Annotated in this window: 15 protein-coding genes; 7 read left to right on the top strand and 8 right to left on the bottom strand. The window is 43.9% G+C overall.

The window, feature by feature from the left end; translation table 11 throughout:
* The 3 genes from ACYVRA_RS09705 to ACYVRA_RS09695 all read left to right on the top strand — a co-directional run bounded on the left by ACYVRA_RS09705 (window position 1) and on the right by ACYVRA_RS09695 (window position 3,996).
* Window positions 1–678 (top strand): tyrosine-protein phosphatase, encoded by a 678-nt coding sequence (locus tag ACYVRA_RS09705; RefSeq protein ID WP_461252495.1) that lies wholly within the window; start codon window positions 1–3, stop codon window positions 676–678.
* Window positions 679–934: 256 nt separating this feature from the next.
* Window positions 935–2,866, top strand: coding sequence for a DUF1538 family protein (locus ACYVRA_RS09700; protein WP_461252494.1), 1,932 nt, complete (start codon window positions 935–937; stop codon window positions 2,864–2,866).
* 8 nt (window positions 2,867–2,874) lie between these two features.
* Complete coding sequence (locus tag ACYVRA_RS09695; RefSeq protein ID WP_461252493.1) at window positions 2,875–3,996, top strand: hypothetical protein; 1,122 nt, start codon at window positions 2,875–2,877, stop codon at window positions 3,994–3,996.
* A gap of 103 nt (window positions 3,997–4,099) precedes the next feature.
* On the opposite strand, the gene ACYVRA_RS09690 is transcribed toward ACYVRA_RS09695, so the two are convergent.
* The 6 genes from ACYVRA_RS09690 to ACYVRA_RS09665 are packed head-to-tail and all read right to left on the bottom strand — an operon-like array spanning window position 4,100 to window position 8,893.
* Window positions 4,100–5,014, bottom strand: a complete 915-nt coding sequence (locus ACYVRA_RS09690) for a M48 family metalloprotease (RefSeq protein ID WP_461252492.1) — start codon at window positions 5,012–5,014, stop codon at window positions 4,100–4,102.
* A gap of 2 nt (window positions 5,015–5,016) precedes the next feature.
* Window positions 5,017–5,478 (bottom strand): hypothetical protein, encoded by a 462-nt coding sequence (locus tag ACYVRA_RS09685; RefSeq protein WP_461252491.1) that lies wholly within the window; start codon window positions 5,476–5,478, stop codon window positions 5,017–5,019.
* 18 nt (window positions 5,479–5,496) lie between these two features.
* Window positions 5,497–6,480 (bottom strand): hypothetical protein, encoded by a 984-nt coding sequence (locus ACYVRA_RS09680; RefSeq protein WP_461252490.1) that lies wholly within the window; start codon window positions 6,478–6,480, stop codon window positions 5,497–5,499.
* A gap of 10 nt (window positions 6,481–6,490) precedes the next feature.
* Window positions 6,491–7,102 (bottom strand): hypothetical protein, encoded by a 612-nt coding sequence (locus tag ACYVRA_RS09675; protein WP_461252489.1) that lies wholly within the window; start codon window positions 7,100–7,102, stop codon window positions 6,491–6,493.
* A gap of 40 nt (window positions 7,103–7,142) precedes the next feature.
* Window positions 7,143–8,156, bottom strand: a complete 1,014-nt coding sequence (locus ACYVRA_RS09670) for a metallophosphoesterase family protein (RefSeq protein ID WP_461252488.1) — start codon at window positions 8,154–8,156, stop codon at window positions 7,143–7,145.
* Window positions 8,150–8,893, bottom strand: coding sequence for a hypothetical protein (locus ACYVRA_RS09665; RefSeq protein ID WP_461252487.1), 744 nt, complete (start codon window positions 8,891–8,893; stop codon window positions 8,150–8,152). The genes ACYVRA_RS09670 and ACYVRA_RS09665 overlap by 7 nt, the downstream gene beginning before the upstream one ends.
* Before the next feature lie 619 nt (window positions 8,894–9,512).
* Between ACYVRA_RS09665 and ACYVRA_RS09660 the strand changes: the two genes are divergently transcribed.
* Window positions 9,513–10,817 (top strand): ATP-binding protein, encoded by a 1,305-nt coding sequence (locus tag ACYVRA_RS09660; protein ID WP_461252486.1) that lies wholly within the window; start codon window positions 9,513–9,515, stop codon window positions 10,815–10,817.
* Window positions 10,818–10,953: 136 nt separating this feature from the next.
* Here ACYVRA_RS09660 and murA read toward each other — a convergent pair whose 3' ends face one another.
* Window positions 10,954–12,231, bottom strand: coding sequence for a UDP-N-acetylglucosamine 1-carboxyvinyltransferase (gene murA, locus ACYVRA_RS09655; RefSeq protein ID WP_461252485.1), 1,278 nt, complete (start codon window positions 12,229–12,231; stop codon window positions 10,954–10,956).
* Between the two features lie 326 nt (window positions 12,232–12,557).
* Here murA and ACYVRA_RS09650 point away from each other — a divergent pair, with 326 nt between their 5' ends.
* Window positions 12,558–12,767 carry a hypothetical protein gene (locus tag ACYVRA_RS09650; RefSeq protein ID WP_461252484.1) on the top strand — a complete coding sequence of 70 codons (210 nt, stop codon included), beginning with the start codon at window positions 12,558–12,560 and terminating at the stop codon, window positions 12,765–12,767.
* Window positions 12,768–12,892: 125 nt separating this feature from the next.
* Window positions 12,893–13,687, top strand: a complete 795-nt coding sequence (locus tag ACYVRA_RS09645; RefSeq protein ID WP_461252483.1) for a hypothetical protein — start codon at window positions 12,893–12,895, stop codon at window positions 13,685–13,687.
* 117 nt (window positions 13,688–13,804) lie between these two features.
* Here the strand turns inward: ACYVRA_RS09645 and ACYVRA_RS09640 are convergent, their stop codons facing one another.
* Window positions 13,805–14,092, bottom strand: coding sequence for a helix-turn-helix domain-containing protein (locus ACYVRA_RS09640; RefSeq protein ID WP_461252482.1), 288 nt, complete (start codon window positions 14,090–14,092; stop codon window positions 13,805–13,807).
* 120 nt (window positions 14,093–14,212) lie between these two features.
* On the opposite strand from ACYVRA_RS09640, the gene ACYVRA_RS09635 reads away from it, so the two are divergent.
* Entirely contained in the window at window positions 14,213–18,145 is a 3,933-nt protein-coding gene (locus tag ACYVRA_RS09635) for a leucine-rich repeat protein (RefSeq protein WP_461252481.1), read from the top strand.
* The last annotated feature ends 63 nt before the right edge of the window (window positions 18,146–18,208 follow it).

Here is an 18,208-nt window from a genome sequence, read left to right as displayed (position 1 = left end):
ATGAAAAAAAACGGACAAATATCTGACGGCGCTGAAAATGTTAATTTTCGTGAAATCCGCATGGGAAATATCGCGCCTAACACGCTGTACCGCTCCAGTCATCCAATTAAAGACAACGAGCAGGAAGAAATTATTTCGCTGTTGGCGGCGCAAAACAAAATACAAACGATAATAAATTTAAGCGATACCGGCAGTGAAATTAAATTAAAGTCGTTTTTTGCCCCTTGGTACGATAAACTTCTAAAAAACGAAAGGGTAATAGCGCTTGGCATGGACTTTAGCAATAACAGCGAGCGTTTTAATAAAAAACTGAAAAAAGGCTTACAATTTATTATTAATACGCCAGGCCCCTGGCTGATTCATTGCCATGCAGGAGTTGACCGAACAGGTTTCGTTTCCATTGTGCTTGAAACCCTTATGGGAGCGAAGTTAGACGACATTATCGACGATTACCTTGAATCATTTAACAGCGGTTTTAATTCAAGTATTTTCGGCGAAACGGACAAAGAAGATTCCACGGTTGCGCTTCAACTTATATCCGCTATGGGCGATTATATGCCTGTAAACGATAAAAATTTGCAGTCTATCGCGGAACACTATCTGCTAAAAAACATTAAACTGTCCGCCGCGGAGATTGAGCTTCTTAAAAACAAACTGGCAGGGAATAAGAAATTATGAAAAAAGTGTTATATACCTCGCTATGACCGTCTGACCACTAAAACATAATGTAACATTTATTGTAAAAACAAGAATAATTGTAATGTTTTAGTGGTCAGAGAGCGTTTGGATTTTGTTCATCTACACGGCTATGCCGTGCAGCTGTTTGCCCCCTACTTGTAAAAAATAACAAAAAACTCCACTATGTATATATAACGTGAATATTCTTACGAAATTTCGAGACAGTCTTTTTCCCCGCCGAAAAGATAAGGTAATCTTGTCATTTAAAGAAACATTTTCACTGATAAAGATTTACGCGTTTAATAAGATAAAGCCGCAGTTCAAGGCGATGCTGATGGTAAGCGTCTTCCTTGCGGCTGTTCAATATTTTCTGCTGGATACGCCGCTTAAAAACGTGCTTTCTATAGCTATCTGCGTAGGCTCGGCAATTTTGGGGCTGTCATTTTTCCTTGAGGGGCTTTTTTTAGGGATTATGCCCCTTGGAGAACAATGCGGGATGAGATTGCCGTCAAAAATCGGCGTAGTGGGAGTTACCGTTTTCTCAATTATTGTAGGAATCACCGCTACGCTGGCTGAACCTGCCGTCGCGGTGTTACAACAGCAGGGCAGCGTTATCCCAGCGTGGAACGCGCCACTTTTGTACCTTCTTTTAAACCGAGGCACATCGTGGTTAGTTGCCGCCATCGCAGTCGGGGTGGGGCTTTCCGTAGTGCTGGGCGTTTACCGCTTCATGTTCGGCTGGGCTTTTAAGCCGCCGGTATTTATCATTATTCCGTCTATTCTTGTCGTTAGCTGCATATTCGATGAAAATCCAATTTTACGCCCGCTTGTAAATCTTGCTTGGGATACTGGAGGCGCGGCGACGGGCGCGGTTACAGTGCCAATTATTCTGGCTCTTGGTTTGGGCGTTGTGAAAATAGGCGGCAAAAATTCCAACGCTTCCGGGTTAGGCCTTGTTACGCTCGCGTCCGCCCTGCCTGTGGCAAGCGTCCTTTTTCTGGCCGCCATGCTCGGCCCAAAAGTTCCGGCTCCAAGTGACGCGCCGTCTTTCTTTTCCGCCGAACCGGAACAGAGGGCAAAGGCGGTCTATGTGGCGGGAAGCGGCGGAGAGCTATATAAAATCGCGTTAGAGGCGGTTTATTCAGGCGATCTTACAGCCGAAGAATTCACAATTTGTTTTCCCATACAACAGTTAGGTGAAAACAGAGAAGATGAGGCGATTTCGTTATTCGCTCCAAAAGCGTTCTTTGGATACGCCAAATCCGCTCTTCTTTCGGTTCTGCCCCTGGCATTGGTATTAATCATCGCTATTGGTTTAATTGCCCGCGACAGGATCTTTAACGCCGATATTGTCGCGCTTGGAATATTATTCGCCGCTTTGGGAATGTTCGCGCTTAACCTGGGAATGACGGGCGGCATTACGGTCCTAAGTTCACAGGCGGGAAATTCTCTTAAACAGACTTATACGGAAACGCTCTATGAAAACAAAACCGTAACAGTGCGCGGCGTCGATGCAAATTCGCTCATTACGGTTCCCGGAGAAAACGGGGCGGAAACATATATCTGGGTACAGGGGAGGAATGGTCCAACCCTTGAAAAATTTGTTCCGCAACGGCTTTCAGGCGACAGTTATACGCATATTCCGATTAAAGACGCGATGTCCTCAAGATTTGGGATAATTGGGGCGTACATCATAATACTTGTCATTGTTTTCTTTCTGGGATTCTTCGCGATCTTCGCGGAACCAGGGCTTGCGGTTACGGCCGTTACCGTAGAAGAGATGACCACGGGTACTTTTAGGCGTTCAAAATTGATAAAGATCGCGGCTATTGGCGTAGGCGGCGGCATGGTGATTGGTTTCGCGCGGGTTCTGTTCAGTAATATGCTGCCGACGGGAGGCATACATCTTTCGTGGATTCTGACTCCTTGTTATGTTCTTGCCCTGATCCTGACAATATTCGCGCCGGAAGATTTTTCATCGATAGCGTGGGATGTCGCCGGTATTGCCACAGGCCCCATCTCCGTTCCCATCATTATAACTACTGGGCTTGGACTCGGACGCGACGCGTTGCGCGCGGACGGCGCTTTTGGCATTGTGGCGACGGCGAGCGTTTTTCCGATTATCGTAATTCTTATTTCGGGAATTATTGATAACGCGAAATCGAAACGTATGTTAAAAAATATGTAGGGAGAATTATGGAAACTTCTATTTCATGTATCATCTGTATTGCCGACATGAATATAGTCCCCATCATTGATCAGCTGCTTACCGAGCTTGCGCTTCCCGAAATTTTTATCCAGCGCGCCAAACAAACATTTCTTCAGGACAAACGCGGTTTTCTAGGCCTTCGTCCGGTTACTAAACTTGATGAGAGCCGCGCGCTGATTTACAGGATGTATGTTCCGGCGATGTATGAAGAAAGCGTTATGCGCCGTATTATTGAGGCGGCTGACCTTGGAATGGGAGGCCGCGGCAGTATTTTTTCCCAGCATATCGACATTCTAAGGGGGACGCCTCTTTCTTTTGACATGGAAAAACTTGATAAGTTCTGTAATAAAACGAACGATCTTTCCCACGAGGAACACGCTCTTATCACTTGTACGGTTTCAAGGGGGTCAGGCGACGCGTTGGCTCAGGCTATATTAGAGCTTGGTATCGGCGTACCGGTTGTTTTTTTCGGTACCGGCGCGGGGTTGAGGGACAGATTAGGGCTTATGAGGATAACCATTCCCGTGGAAAAAGAAATAATCTGGTTTCTTGTTTCCCGTTCCGACGCTGACTTAGTGGAAAAAAGCATAATTCCGCGCGCCAGTCTTGACGTTCCCGGCAACGGTTTTTTGTACCGGTGCTTCGTTCACGCGCCTGTGGTAAACCTGCGTATCAGGCACAGGGAGCGTCTTCACGCCGCGACAATGGAACAGGTTATCGCCGCGCTGGACGAGGTTCGCGGTTCAAACGATTGGCGCCGTTTTGGAGCGCGTAAGCATGAACACAAGGGCGGCGAAAGAAAATCCGTCAATACAAGAGGGCTTTTTTTTATCGGTAATGAGGAAGAAATTGAATTATTCCGTAAAGAGGCGATAGAAAACGGCGCACGCGGCGCGACATTTAATCCTGTTGAGATGCGCTCATACACGGCCGCTCATGAAAATGCCATGAAATCAAATTCCCGCCATCTTTGCGACATTATCGCCACTCCGGAAACTGAAGAAAAAATCCGCGATTCCGCCATTAAAAACGGTCTTTTTAACAAAGGTAAAACCTGCGTACTTAAAACTTTCAATGTTGAAATGCCGACTATTATCCATAAAAAATAGATTTTATTTGAAAGACTTCACACAAAGATCACAGAGGAAGAGAAGGACACAAAGATGAAGAAAGGGAAGAAGAAGGGATTTTTGCTTACTGTGAAGTTTTTTTTTACTGCGTCAATAAATTTACTTTTAATATCTCGTTGAAACGTTCTTGTCTGCTGACTCTGGTATCCGCCACTTTAAATCTATTAAGCGCTTTTTCAGCGTAATAAATGCGCTGTATGGGGGCGGGGTGAGTTTTACTGAGCCCTAAACCGACTTTATGTACGGCTTTCAATTCATTGAGCATATCGATAAGACCAGACGGCTCATAACCGGCGGCGGCCATAAAGCACATCGCTGCAATGTCGGCTTCATATTCCTGTTCTTTTGAATAGCCGCTGTTTACCATCGTCTGCATTATTTCACCGACAGATTCATTTAACGCTTCGGCAAATTCCTCGGCATCCATGCCAGTCATTACCCCGACTCCGGCGGTTGCGGTCAGCAAAAACGCCTGCGTAACGCGGCTTGTTTTAATCGCTTTAAGGCTGTGCTTCAATTGATTGTGAGCCACTTCATGGGCGATGACGGCGGCAAGGGCGTCTTCTGTTTTGGCTATGTTAATTAGGCCGCGCGTCAGGAAGATATGCCCGCCTGAAGTGGTAAACGCGTTAATGTCATTGCTGTCAAGAATGGCGACATGGTAGCCGTTGAAAATATTTGGCTCGGGAGAATTAATAACAATGGCGCCGCAAATATAGTTAAGATACGCGGTAAGCTCCGGGCTTTTATTCCAAATTTTATAATTGGAGAGGATATTAGCGGCTACCGCGCGCCCGATAAAATATTCCTGTTCGGGAGTCGCGTTTTCAGCGGCGGAGCCAAAAGCTCTGGCGGAAAGGCTGATCATGTTTGCCGTATCATGATCGATAATATCGGCGTTTGCCGCCGCCTGCGCGAGCGAGTCTATATGCTTGCACGTAATTATTGTTATGAAAAAAATCATAACCATTAATGCAAGCATAATTTTTTTATTCATGACTATCTTCCCGAAGACAGGCGGCCCTCTTCAATAAAGCGCATTAAGGCGGTTTCATCCATCGTTATAGCCTCTACTTTGTCCACATCGGCGAAACTAACCTCTCCTTGCGAACTGTAGGAGTTTTCAATATCCTGATTAAAACCTTTTCCGGCTAGAGCGACTTCTTTTGCCGACGTTGTGGACGCGCTTCCGACAATAATTTTCTTTGTGGAAAAATTTACCGACGGCGCCCAACCGATTATTGAGGAATCCGCGTCGCTTTTAACTTCCACATTTTTGCCGTCTACCTTTGTCACCGTAACCTTGTCACCGTAACTTAAGGTTGCCACTTTTTTCCCCGCCGATGATTTTAGGTCCATAGTTTTAACCGCCACATACAATGTAGCGTTAGGACCGACCTGAGCCGCCGCGAAACCCGCGACAAAAAACACTAAACAAACAACGAATAAATACTTCTTCATTTTAATACCTCCATAATATTAAAATTTTCTTATTGGTCGCACTCTAATAGTAAAACCATCAGGAACTACATCAACTTTTTCAACTCCACCATTTGCTTTACTCGCAAAACTTTTATGAAGAATAACCACTTCCCACTTGTCTATATTGTCTTCATCTAAAACCGGATAACCATTAGCGTCTAAAACAGGATACTCTTCAGTGTGTAAAACCGGTTTACCGTTAGAATCCAAAACCGGATCGTCTTTAGCGTGTAAAACCGGTTCACCTGGAGCGCGTAAAACCGGCTCACCTTGAGTATGGTAAGTTGGATTACCGCTACCATCAAGAACTAGCTTACCATCACCGTCTAAAACTGCCTCTTTACCGGTATATAAAACCGGCTCACCTTTAGCACGAAAAACTGGCTTGCCTTCAGCATTTGTAATTTGATTGCCGTCAGCGTCTAAAGCCGGTTCGCCGCCGGCATATAAAACCGCTTCGCCGCCGGCATATAAAACCGGATCACCCTTCTTATGTAATTTCGGCGTACCGTCACCATTTAAATCCGGCGTACCATCAGGTTTTAAAACAGGCTCGCCGCCGACATATAAAACCGGTTCGCCGCCAGCATATAAAACCGGCCCACCTTGAGGAATTGTTTTTATATACTTGCCATTTATTGCCAAATAATAATAGTCTTCTGAAAACCTCGTTAATCCGTATGAAAAACACTCAAGCATTTTTTTCATATTAGCTTCGTCCGGTATTTCCCAGGCGTAAGCGTACCAATCGTCAGACTGGTCTACGCATAAACGCACCGCACTTGTCAGACTTTCAGGGCTGGTATCTTTTAATTCGCCAATATCAAACGGGGAACATTCTTTATACCGCCATCCGTCTTTATAATTTCCTTTGTCATAGTATACGTATCCGCCGCCAGGCCCAATCACATTGGCTATTTCCAACGCGCAGGTAGTGAACAGAAAAATTACCGGAAGAATTAATAAAGCTGTTTTTTTCATTTCTTTCCTCCTAATAAATGCGGTAATTAATGCCCAATAACAGGCGGTGATTAACGCCTATTAAATTTTTCATGTCCATTGTAGAACGTCCGGCGTACCCCGCTTTTAATAACACATGGCCGCGTCCGATATAAAAACCGCTCGCCACGTCAAGCGTGGGAGTTTGTACGGTAGCGACGCTGCGTTCCGAGGAATTCCTGACAAAATCATATTCGGCGTTCATAACTCCCAATCCAAATCCCAAATACCATCCTCCCGCTTCGCGCGGTTTGCCGTAAGAATCAAACGTCCTTTTACCAATAGGTAAAAATAAGTTAATACGGGCATAAAGATAATTTGACGAGTATTCCACGCCGCCAATATCCACATTCTCGCCCGCCATTCCGTTAACAGACCCAAATTCGCAGCCTAAATCAATAAAAGAATACGGCAGTGGCGCAATTGTGGCGTTAATACTAACAATCAAAAGGGGCGTAGCGAATGATGTGCCTAAATTAAGCCCCACACTCCATAATTTTTTTCCCTCCATAGAGAAAAATTCTTCGCGTTCCGACCCTGACGCGGGAACGGAAACCATGAGGATCATTACCGTTACTAACAATACTGTTGCTTTTTTAATCAAAATATAAACCCCCTAAATATAATTACTGAAACGAATACCGTTACAGTTTATTAGCATCTTTAAATTCGTATCTAACTCCGTCTTTTCCAACTGTGATAATCATGTAGGCCTGCGTACTCTTATAATCTTCTATGCTGATATATTTTACGTCTCCAAATTCCTTTTCTACCCGCTCGTGCGAATGTCCCGTTAACAACATTTTACATTTATCGTTATTATCATGCAACAGGGCCATAATCCGCGCCCTTTCGGCAGGGTCGTATATCTGTTGAATCTTTATCTTGTCCTGAACAAAGAAATCTGAGTGTGTTAAAACAAAAACCGTTCCCTTCGCGGTCTTTAGTTCTCTTTCAAGCCAATCAATCTGGACTTTCCCAATAAACGCGTTGGCTGAATCCAAAACAAAAAGGGTAAAGTATTCTGTGTGAACAATGTTTTCTTCATCACCACTTCCATTATTGACTAGCCGGTAGGTATCAATTTCCCCGTTAACCCGGTAGCGGGTTGAGCCAATATTATCTTTCCACACCGGCCAGTTCCAGTTGAAAAGCCCGTTATGGGAATAAATATCGTGGTTGCCGATTACAGGGTAACAAGGAACATCCAAGGTATCATAAAATTCCATTACATCTTTAATATCATCTTCCGCGCCGTACTGGCTAATATCTCCAAGGTTGGCTAAAAATTTGACATCGCCTTTTATCGCAGGTTTAATCTTTTTCAAATCTTCAATACTGCCTTCGACATGGGTATCCGCTATTATAATGAATGAGTATTTGTAAGGATCTGTCTGAGCCAGAGCGGAAGGATCGTTTGGATCCGGATTCTCAGGAGGACGATCTGACGTATTCCAATTTGGATCTGACGGATCCCTAACTTTAATTATTACATTTCTTTTTTCAGCAGTCAGGTAATTGAAGGTGTTCTTTTCCAATAAGCGTTCATCAAGATAGTTAGATACAATAAGACCCGGCATATCAATATTACATTCGATTGTAAGGCCTATGATGACAAGAGAAAGAATCAATAATATTTTTGATGCTGATTTTACCATGATAACTTTGCTCCTCCTTTCCAGACAATTCCGTGGAAACCGGCGGTAAGCCCGTCTACGCCGCTTTGCCTGAATTCCAATTCATTGATGAGTGTCAAATGGTTGTCTATCTTGAGGGAAACTTTTGCCGCGAGCGCAAACGCGATAAAGCTGTCTATCTGAAAATCAGTGTAATTCGCGAGACTCATTCCTACGCAGAGTTTATCGTTATTTATAAAATTGACATATAATCCCATGGGCACCATATATTCAAGCTGTGGTCCTTCACTAAAGAAAGAAGTAAACCGCGCCCCAAAGCCGACGCTTATTCCGTAATACTTCGCGTTCCAAGAAATAATCGGCACTATAGCGTGGGAATGTGTTTCATAATCGGGCAGGCCGTTGTAAGCCCATGCCAGTTTTACATCAAGCGGCCAATTAGCCAGCACGCGGTATGTAGCGTTAGTAAACAATTTTATAATGGTTACGTCTTCAGGCATGTAGTTAATATAAATTCCTTCCTTAACAGCGACCCGATTATTAAATTCGATTTTACCTGTAGCGGAAAAGCCGCCGACAAAATTAAAAGTCCTGTTAAAATCGGCGTTAAAAAAATATTCGACCTCCATATTCGTAATTTCGATGACATGGGCATTTGAGGTCGCAATCTCCCTAGTATCAGCAGTTTCAATATCCTGAGCATAAATACTCCCGATACAGATGAGGAAGATTAATAACATCTTTATCTTTATATTCATAATGTACTAATAAATATATCTCATAATATAGAAAATAGCAACATATACTAAGTTTATGTCTCAAATTTGATAATTTCGCGCCTCTTTCGCTTTATTAATTTATTTTGTACGAAAAAAGTTGATAAATCACTGTTTTTGCGTGTTTTTTCTAAAGAGAAGCTTTAAACAGAAAAATGTGTAAATTACACACCAAATACTATGGAAATATGTGTGAGTTTAACACTAAATTCATTTGAATTACGTGTAAGTAACACACCAAATTCTATGGAATTACGTGTGTATTCAACACTAAATTCCTATGAATTGTGTGCAAGTCACACACCAAATTCTATGAAATTATGTGTGAATTTGACACTAAATTCCTGTGAATTACGTGTAAGTAACACACCAAATTCTTTGGAATTATGTATGAATTTAACACTAAATTCATTTGAATTACGTGTAAGTAACACACCAAATTCTTTGGAATTACGTGTGAACTTAACACTAAATTCATTTGAATTACGTGTAAATAACGCACCAAATTCTTTGGAATTCAGTACAAATTTAACACCAAATTCTTGACAATAATAATCACTACATTATAATTTAAATAAACACCATAAATAAAGAGGAAAAAGTGTACCGCGCTAATCTAGAAAAGCTTGAAAAATGGAAAAACTCCAAAAACCGTAAGCCATTGATTGTTTATGGGGCGCGGCAGGTTGGCAAGACTTGGCTTATGAAGGAATTTGGGGCTAGGAATTTCGATTCCACCGCTTATATCACTTTTGATTTGGAGGCCGTTTTTAAAGGCATTTTTGAAAAAGATTTTAGTATTCCGCGCATTATTCATGAGCTTTCTGTCGCGACAGGCGTAAAAATTACGCCCGATACTCTTATCATTTTTGACGAAGTTCAAGAATGTCCGCGAGCTCTTACATCGTTAAGACATTTTAGCGATAACGCGCCCGAGTACCATATTATCGCCGCAGGCAGCCTGCTCGGGGTGATGACGCTTGAGGGAACTGGTTTTCCAGTAGGTAAAGTTGACATAATAACGATTTATCCCATGTCGTTTTACGAATTTTTAGAAGCCATTGAACCGCGTTATGTGCAAATTTTAAAAAAGCCTGATTTTTCCGCAATTTCCACGTTCCATGACGCGATTACGGGGCTGTTAAAACAATATTTCTATACCGGCGGAATGCCCGCTGCCGTGAAAAAATACATCGAAACCCGCGATTTTAGCGAAGTGCGCGATGTGCAAAATATGATTCTAGATTCTTATTACGCCGATTTTGCGAAGCATATTCCGTCGTCCTATATCGCTCGCCTGCGTGATATTTGGAATTCAGTTCCCCTCCAGCTTGGCAGGGAAAACAAACGCTTTCTGTATTCCGGCATGAAAGAAGGTTCCCGTGGGCGCGATTATGAGTTGGCTCTTAACTGGCTTACAGATACCAAATTGATTTATAAACTGTACCGTGTAAGTTTACCGAATATGCCATTGATTGGGTATAAAGAGCCTGCGATTTTTAAGCTTTACATGAACGACGTAGGGCTTCTTTCAGCGCGAGCAGGGCTTGATATTAAGCTCTATGTTGACGATGATGACAGGACTTTTTCGCATTATAAGGGCGGAATTTCCGAACAATTTGTTTTACAGGAACTTATTTCAGCTAATGATAAACTGCCGATTTACTATTGGGCGGCTGAAAAAAATACCGCCGAGATTGAATTTGTCATACAGTACAATAATAAAATTATCCCGATTGAAGTAAAGGCAGGCAAAAATGTCAAATCCGAAAGCCTAAACGCGTACAGAAAAGAATACGCTCCCCCCTGCGCTGTCCGCGCCTCACTAAAAAAATACGGCGTTGCGGACGATTTATATTCCCTGCCCCTTTATTTAATTGGCAGCTTACCCATTATCTTATCATGAAATTTCAAGATTAGTTTTGAAACAACAACCCCTAATTCCCCTTTGTGAACCTCAACCGAGACCGAAGGTCGAAGGTTCCCCTTTTGATCTTTGTACCTTCGTGTTCTTAGTGAGAATCTTTGGGTAATCTCTGTCCTCACTCAGTCCTAGTAATGTCAGCGCCGAGGGCAGAAAGCCTTTCCGCCAAATGCTCATAGCCGCGTTCAATCTGGTAGACATTGCGTATAACGCTTTTTCCTTCGGCGCACATGGCGGCAATCAGCATGGACATTCCGGCGCGCACGTCAGTACTTATCAGTTCTGAGCCGTGAAGTTTTGTCGGCCCCGAAATGACGGCGCGGTGCGGATCGCATAACACAATCCTCGCGCCCATGCCGATAAGTTTGTCCACGAAGAACATCCGAGACTCGTACATTTTTTCGTGAACCAGCACCGTGCCTTTTATCTGGGTGGCGACAACGATTATTATGCTGATAAGATCGGGGGGGAATCCCGGCCAAGGTGCGTCGTCTATTTTTGGAATCATGCCGCCGAGGTCGTGGTTTACTTCCATACTTTGGTTTTTTGGCACATGGATAATATTTCCCTCATGCGCCCATACGATGCCCAATTTTCCGAACGCTATTTTCGCGGGGCGCATTTCCCCAGGACGCGCTCCCTCTATATGCAGGTCGCCTCCCGTTACGGCGGCAAGACCGATAAAGGAGCCGACTTCCATAAAGTCAGAGCCGATTTCAAAATCACAGCCTGAAAGTTTATCCACTCCGGTAATTGTAAGTATGTTAGAGCCGATACCCTGTATTTGAGCGCCCATTTTAACTAACATTCCGCATAAATCCTGCACATGAGGTTCGCTTGCCGCGTTAGTCAAAATTGTTTTTCCCTTTGCAAGAACTGCCGCCATAATAGCGTTTTCCGTAGCGGTAACAGACGCTTCGTCAAGAAAAATATCCGCGCCAGTTAAATGTTTCGCCGTAAATGTAAAATTATCGCCCACCTTTACCTTCGCTCCCAATTCCGTAAGCGCCAAAAAGTGCGTATCAAGCCTTCTTCTTCCGATAACGTCGCCACCCGGCGGCGGAAGAATTACTTTTCCAGTCCGCGCGAGAAGCGGCCCCGCGAATAGAATCGACGCTCTGATTTTTTTTGCCTCTTCTTGCGGTATTTCCGGTTGCTTTATATCGCGCAGTGAAAGCGTAATCATATTCGGCTGGTATTTTTGAACTTCGCCGCCCAGAGCGGTAAACACGTCAAGCATTACCCGCACGTCTTCAATGTCAGGAATATTGCGAAGGGTGACAGGCTCATCGGTTAAAAGCGCAGCCGCAATACATGGCAGGGCTGCGTTCTTGTTGCCGCTGACCTTGATTGTCCCATTCAGCGGAACTCCGCCGTTGATTATATATTCGCTCATATATTGAATGTAACGGTTAAATTGGTTTTTGTAAATTGAGGGAAATTTTCATATTTTGAACGCTTATTATTATAGAATTATAAATTTATTAACAAAAAACAAAATGGAAGCAACATTAAAAAAGTAATGGAAATTGACGGAACAATAGAACTAAAAAAAATTCCTATTGACTTTTTTTTGAGTATTGTATTATTTGATAATAATGTACTAAATATTGGGAGGGGTATATCGCTATCTTGTTCTTCTATAAGTGACAGAAGACAAAATCTCGTTATACTTAAAGTAGAGCGCTTATGTTTTAAGCATTAGCGATCAGGGGGATTACTATGGCTGGAGAAGCAATAAAGCCCGTAGAGGCTTGCACACTCAGAAAACCAAATGTCAATAGGCGGAATGTTAACCTTAACGGCGGCAAAGAAATTATCCTTGATGACCGCACACATAACCCGTCTGCTGATTCAATTCTCTTGGTCGGTTTTGAACGTAGTATTCAGGAATACAGTGAGATTGGGACTAGTTTTTTGAAAAAGGAATAAAGGTAGTATCACCTATCATTTATGTGATGGGTTGTTATTGTTGACAGACTAATCCGGTAGGAATGTATTTTCATGTTTATCCCCCTGATAACAGGGGGTATTTTGTACAGAAAGGAGACGTTATAATGGATTTGAGCAAATTGATACTGACTGATATTTTTTACAAAAACAACGCAGGCGAATATGAACTGAGACCAAATAACGAATTGATTGAAAATGACCTTAATAAGATTATTGATGATTTGTATCCTCACTTTGATCATCTTATGTTGATTCTTTCTCAAAAAAGACCATTCCTTGCCCAATATGATATGCAGATTAATTATTATGAGCTGGTGCAAGTTTTTCATAAATTTACAAGGGATGTTTTTGGACCACGGCGGCTTAAGGCTGTATTGAAAAAACTCCCTAACAATAGTGACATAAGCGACAACATGAAAAAATTCGGTCTTAAAATGAATTCCGATGATCCCAACATACACCGTCGTGTAGCTTATTTTTTTTATTGGTTTGGAGTATACAAACCATTCAGTTTAGTAAAAGGCACTGATGCTCAGGACATAGAAATTCCTGAAAAACATAAGTTCATAATCAAATTCTTTAATGAAATAATTACTTACAGTTTAATACAAATGGTTTTGGCTTCCTGTGTTTTTCAAATTGAAAATTGCCCCCAAAAAAACAAATGTAAAAATAAAAAAGCAGGTTTGGTACATGGCGACTGTTTCCTGACAATCAACATAGACCAAAACGAGAATATATTCGAAATATTTTTATCCCGCCTTCACAATAATAAACTGAACAGATCATCATTGGAATTACTGCTTTCCAATTCCTATATATTCAGCAAGTGTAGAAAGAACGAAGAACCTTGTCTTCTTAAAAAATATGGCTTTTATAAATGGCGTACATTTGATTAAAAGGAATTGTGGCATTATAAATTTAAAAGACAATTAATTCTCCTTCTCATCCCTATTTTTTTTTAACACTTTTACAAAGTCGAGCGTTAGTTTTTGGTCTTCGGGCATGGTTCGTGTTTACATAAATCTTGATACAAGTTGAATAATTGTTTCTCGCGCTTCTTTTCGCTCTTCGTTTTCCGGTTCAAAAAGCACTGCTGGGCTAATGCTAAGGGCGTTGCAAATGCTTAAAACCGTGTATAGATTTGGGATTCTTTTTCCTGTTTCTATGTAATTAACTTGATTTTGAGATAGTCCTGCCTCAAATGATAATTCCATCTGTGAAATTCTAAATTTTTCCCGTTCTTCTCTTATTCGTACCGCTAAATGTTTTATTTGGGCAGCTATCTTCGCCTTATCTTTCATTTTTTCTCTATCAACCTTATTTTGTGATTATTTACACCTTTTTATATAGACAAAATATAAATATAGGTGTATTATTACACCTATATAGGTATATTTAACCTATAAAAAAGGGGTGTTTTTATGAAAATTACGATTAAAGGTTTGTGTATTGCTGTATTTATAGCAATGTTTGGTTTTGCGCTAACAACTTGTGATGAGCCAGTGCAGGAAACGCCGAAGCCTAAAGACAGTATTGTCAATATAGCCACCATACAGGGCGTTACTATTCCGGTAACCGGAGCAACACCGGTTAGAACAATTACTGAAAACGCGCAGTACAGCGGGGTGGTTACTTGGAACACTCCGTCAGCCTTTGCCGCAGAAACGCAATATACGGCAACTATTATGCTAACCGCGAAAACAGGCTACACCTTGCAAGGGGTAGCCGCTAACTTTTTCAGGGTAACGGGAGCAACATCTGTAAGCAATGCCGCCAACTCAGGCGTTATTACAGCCGTATTTCCGGCAACAGGCGGGACCGCAAGTAATCCTGATGTTATAACCATAGCGGCCATTGACGGCGTTACTATTCCAGTAACCGGAGAAGTTCCGGTTAGAACCATTACTGAAAACTCACAGTACAGCGGGGCGGTGACATGGAACGGCAGCCCGTCCGCCTTTGCCGCCAATACGCAATATACAGCGACAATTACTCTGACCGCAAAAACAGGCTTCACCTTGCAAGGGGTAAGAGCTAACTTTTTTACGGTTGCGGGGACAACATCGATAAGCAATAACGCCAACTCAGGCGTTGTTACCGCGGCATTTCCGGCAACAGGCGCTCAACTTGTTACCGCGCTCACAGGCACGGTAATCATAACCGGCTATGCCGAAGCGGGGCAAATCTTAACGGCAAATACCGACTCACTTAAAGGCAGTGGAACAATTTCCTACCAATGGAAGCGCGGCAGTACAAACATCGGCACAAACAGCAATTCTTATGAAGTGCAAACAGCCGATATAGGTTCAACTATTACAGTAACCGTAACCCGCTCTGGCTATTCGGGCAGCGTTACAAGCCCTCCTACGATTACCGTTATCGCTGAAGTTCCGCCAACGCCGGGATTGGCCTTCACATTGAATGACAATTCCTATTCGGTTTCACGAGGCACGGCAACCGCAGCCAATGTGGTAATACCGGCATTGCATGAAGGAAAGCCAGTAACCACAATAGAGAATAATGCTTTTTCTTCCTATACAAATATGACGAGCGTCAGAATACCGGACAGAATAACGAGTATCGGCTCATACGCGTTTTCCAACTGCACCGGTTTAACAAGCGTTACCATACCAAGCAGCGTAACGAGTATCGGCACTAACGCTTTTACCGGCTGTACCAGTTTAACGAGTATTTCCATACCGTTTTTTGGTTCAACATTAAACGGCACTTATCCTCTTGGTTATCTTTTCGGCACAGCAAGCGCGAGCGGTCAAAATTCGTTTATTCCGGCATCGCTGAAAACCGTCATTATAACAGGCGGAAACAGCGTCCCCGCAAGCGCGTTCTCCGGTTGTACAAACCTGACGAGCGTCACCATACCCAGCAGCGTATTGAGTATTGGACAAAGCGCGTTCTCCGGCTGTACCGGCTTGCCGAGTATAACTATACCTAGCAGCGTGACGAGTATCGGTAATAGCGCGTTTTCTGGATGTACCAGTCTGCCGAGTATCAGCATACCGGATAGCGTGTTGAGTATCGGTAATAGCGCGTTTTCCGGCTGTACCGCCCTGACGAACGTAACAATAGAGAACGGTGTGACGAGTATCGGCCAGAGTGCATTCTCTGGCTGTACCAGCCTGCCGAGCGTAATCATACCCGACAGTGTGACGAGTATCGGGGATTCTGCGTTCCGTAATTGCACGAGTTTGGAAAGCATTACATTACCGTTTATCGGAAAAAGTATAAATGCGACGACATACGAAACGGTATTCGGATATATATTCGGGTATACTAGTACTTCGTCGCCAACCGGAGCGACATATCAATATAGCGCTAGCAGTAATAGTCACTATTATTATTACATTCCTACGTCGCTTAAAACGGTAGTTATAACAAACATAACAAACAATATCTCTGCTAGAGCGTTCATTAATTGCAGCGGCCTGACGAGCGTAACGATACCTAACAGCGTGACGAGCATCGGCGGTGCTGCGTTCTACGGTTGCACTGGCCTGACTGGCGTAACGATACCTAACAACGTGACGAGCATCGGCGATTCTGCGTTCTACGGTTGCACTGGCCTGACTGGCGTAACGATACCTAACAACGTGACGAGCATCGGCGATTATGCGTTCAGCGGCTGCACCGGCCTAACGAGCGTAACAATAGGGAACGGCGTGACGAGCATCGGCAGGGAAGCGTTCTACAATTGCAGCGGCCTGACGGGTGTAACGATACCTAACAACGTGACGAGCATCGACGGTTATGCGTTCTCCGGTTGCAGCGGCATGACGAGCGTAACGATAGGAAACGGCGTGACGAGCATCGGCTATAATGCGTTCTCCGAATGTACCGGCCTGACGAGCATAAATTTTAACGCGACAGTCATGGCTGATATAAACAATTACATAATATTTAAAAATGCCGGACAAAATGCTGGTGGTATAACGGTAAATATCGGAGCTAATGTAACAAGAATACCGGTGTATCTGTTCATTAGTAGTAACACAAAAATAACCGTTATCAATTTCGTGGCTGGAAGCGTATGCCAAAGCATCGGTGATTCTGCATTCTCCGGTTGCACCGCCCTGACGAGCGTAACGATACCTAACAGCATGATGAGTATCGGCAATTATGCGTTCTATGGCTGCACTGGCTTGACGAGTACAATAATAGGGAACGGTGTGACGAGCATCGGCTATTATGCGTTCTCAGGCTGCACCAGCATGACGAGCGTAACGATAGGAAACGGCGTGACGAGCATCGGCGATTCTGCGTTCTCCGATTGTACCGGCTTGACGAGCGTAAATTTTAACGCAATAGTCATGGACGATTTAAATCAATATTCTGGCGTATTTGGAGGCGCAGGACAAAATGCTGGTGGTATAACGGTAAATATCGGAGCCAACGTAACAAAAATACCTGCATATCTGTTCTATCCTTATTACGATAGTAGCAGCCCGAAAATAACCGCCGTCAATTTCGCGGCGGGAAGCGTATGCCAAAGCATCGGCTATTATGCGTTCTACAATTGTACCGGCCTAACGAGCGTAACGATACCCAACAGCGTGACGAGCATCGGCAATTATGCGTTCTCCGGCTGCAGCGGCCTGACGAGCGTAACAATAGGGAACGGCGTGACGAGCATCGGCGGTTCTGCGTTCTCCGGCTGCACCGGCCTGACTGGTGCGCTCACGATACCCAATGGCGTGACGAGCATCGACGGTTATGCGTTCTACGGTTGCAGCGGCCTGACGAGCGTAATGATAGGAAACGGCGTGACGAGCATCGGCGGTTCTGCGTTCCAAGGTTGCAGCGGACTGTCTGGTGCGCTCACGATACCCAATGGCGTGACAAGCATCGGCGGTTCTGCGTTCCAAGGTTGCAGCGGACTGTCTGGTGCGCTCACGATACCCAATGGCGTGACAAGCATCGGCGATTCTGCGTTCTCTGGTTGCAGCGGCTTAACTGGTTCGCTCACGATACCTAACGGCGTGACGAGCATCAGCGATGCTGCGTTCAGAGGTTGCAGCGGCCTGACGAGCGTAACGATAGGAAACGGTGTGACGCGCATCGGCGGTTCTGCGTTCCAAGGTTGCAGCGGACTGACGAGCGTAACGATACCCAACGGCGTGACGAGCATCGGCGGTTATGCGTTTTACGGTTGTAGCGGCCTGACGAGCGTTACATTTCAAGGAACGATTGCTTCGTCGAATTTTGGTGATCATGTTAATTGGGATTTTACAGGACCATTTTCCGGCGACTTGGGAGATAAGTACTATGCAACGAATACCAACGGAACGCCGGGGACGTATACGAGGGCGAGTGATAGTTATACATGGACGAAGATTTAGGTGAGAGGGAAGCGCAGTGTCGCAGAAGAGCGGCATTGCGCTTTTTATGCCTTGAGGCATTTA

The sequence above is a fragment of the Treponema sp. R8-4-B8 genome (assembly GCF_054786175.1).
This window is presented reverse-complemented; position numbering and strand designations above follow the sequence as displayed.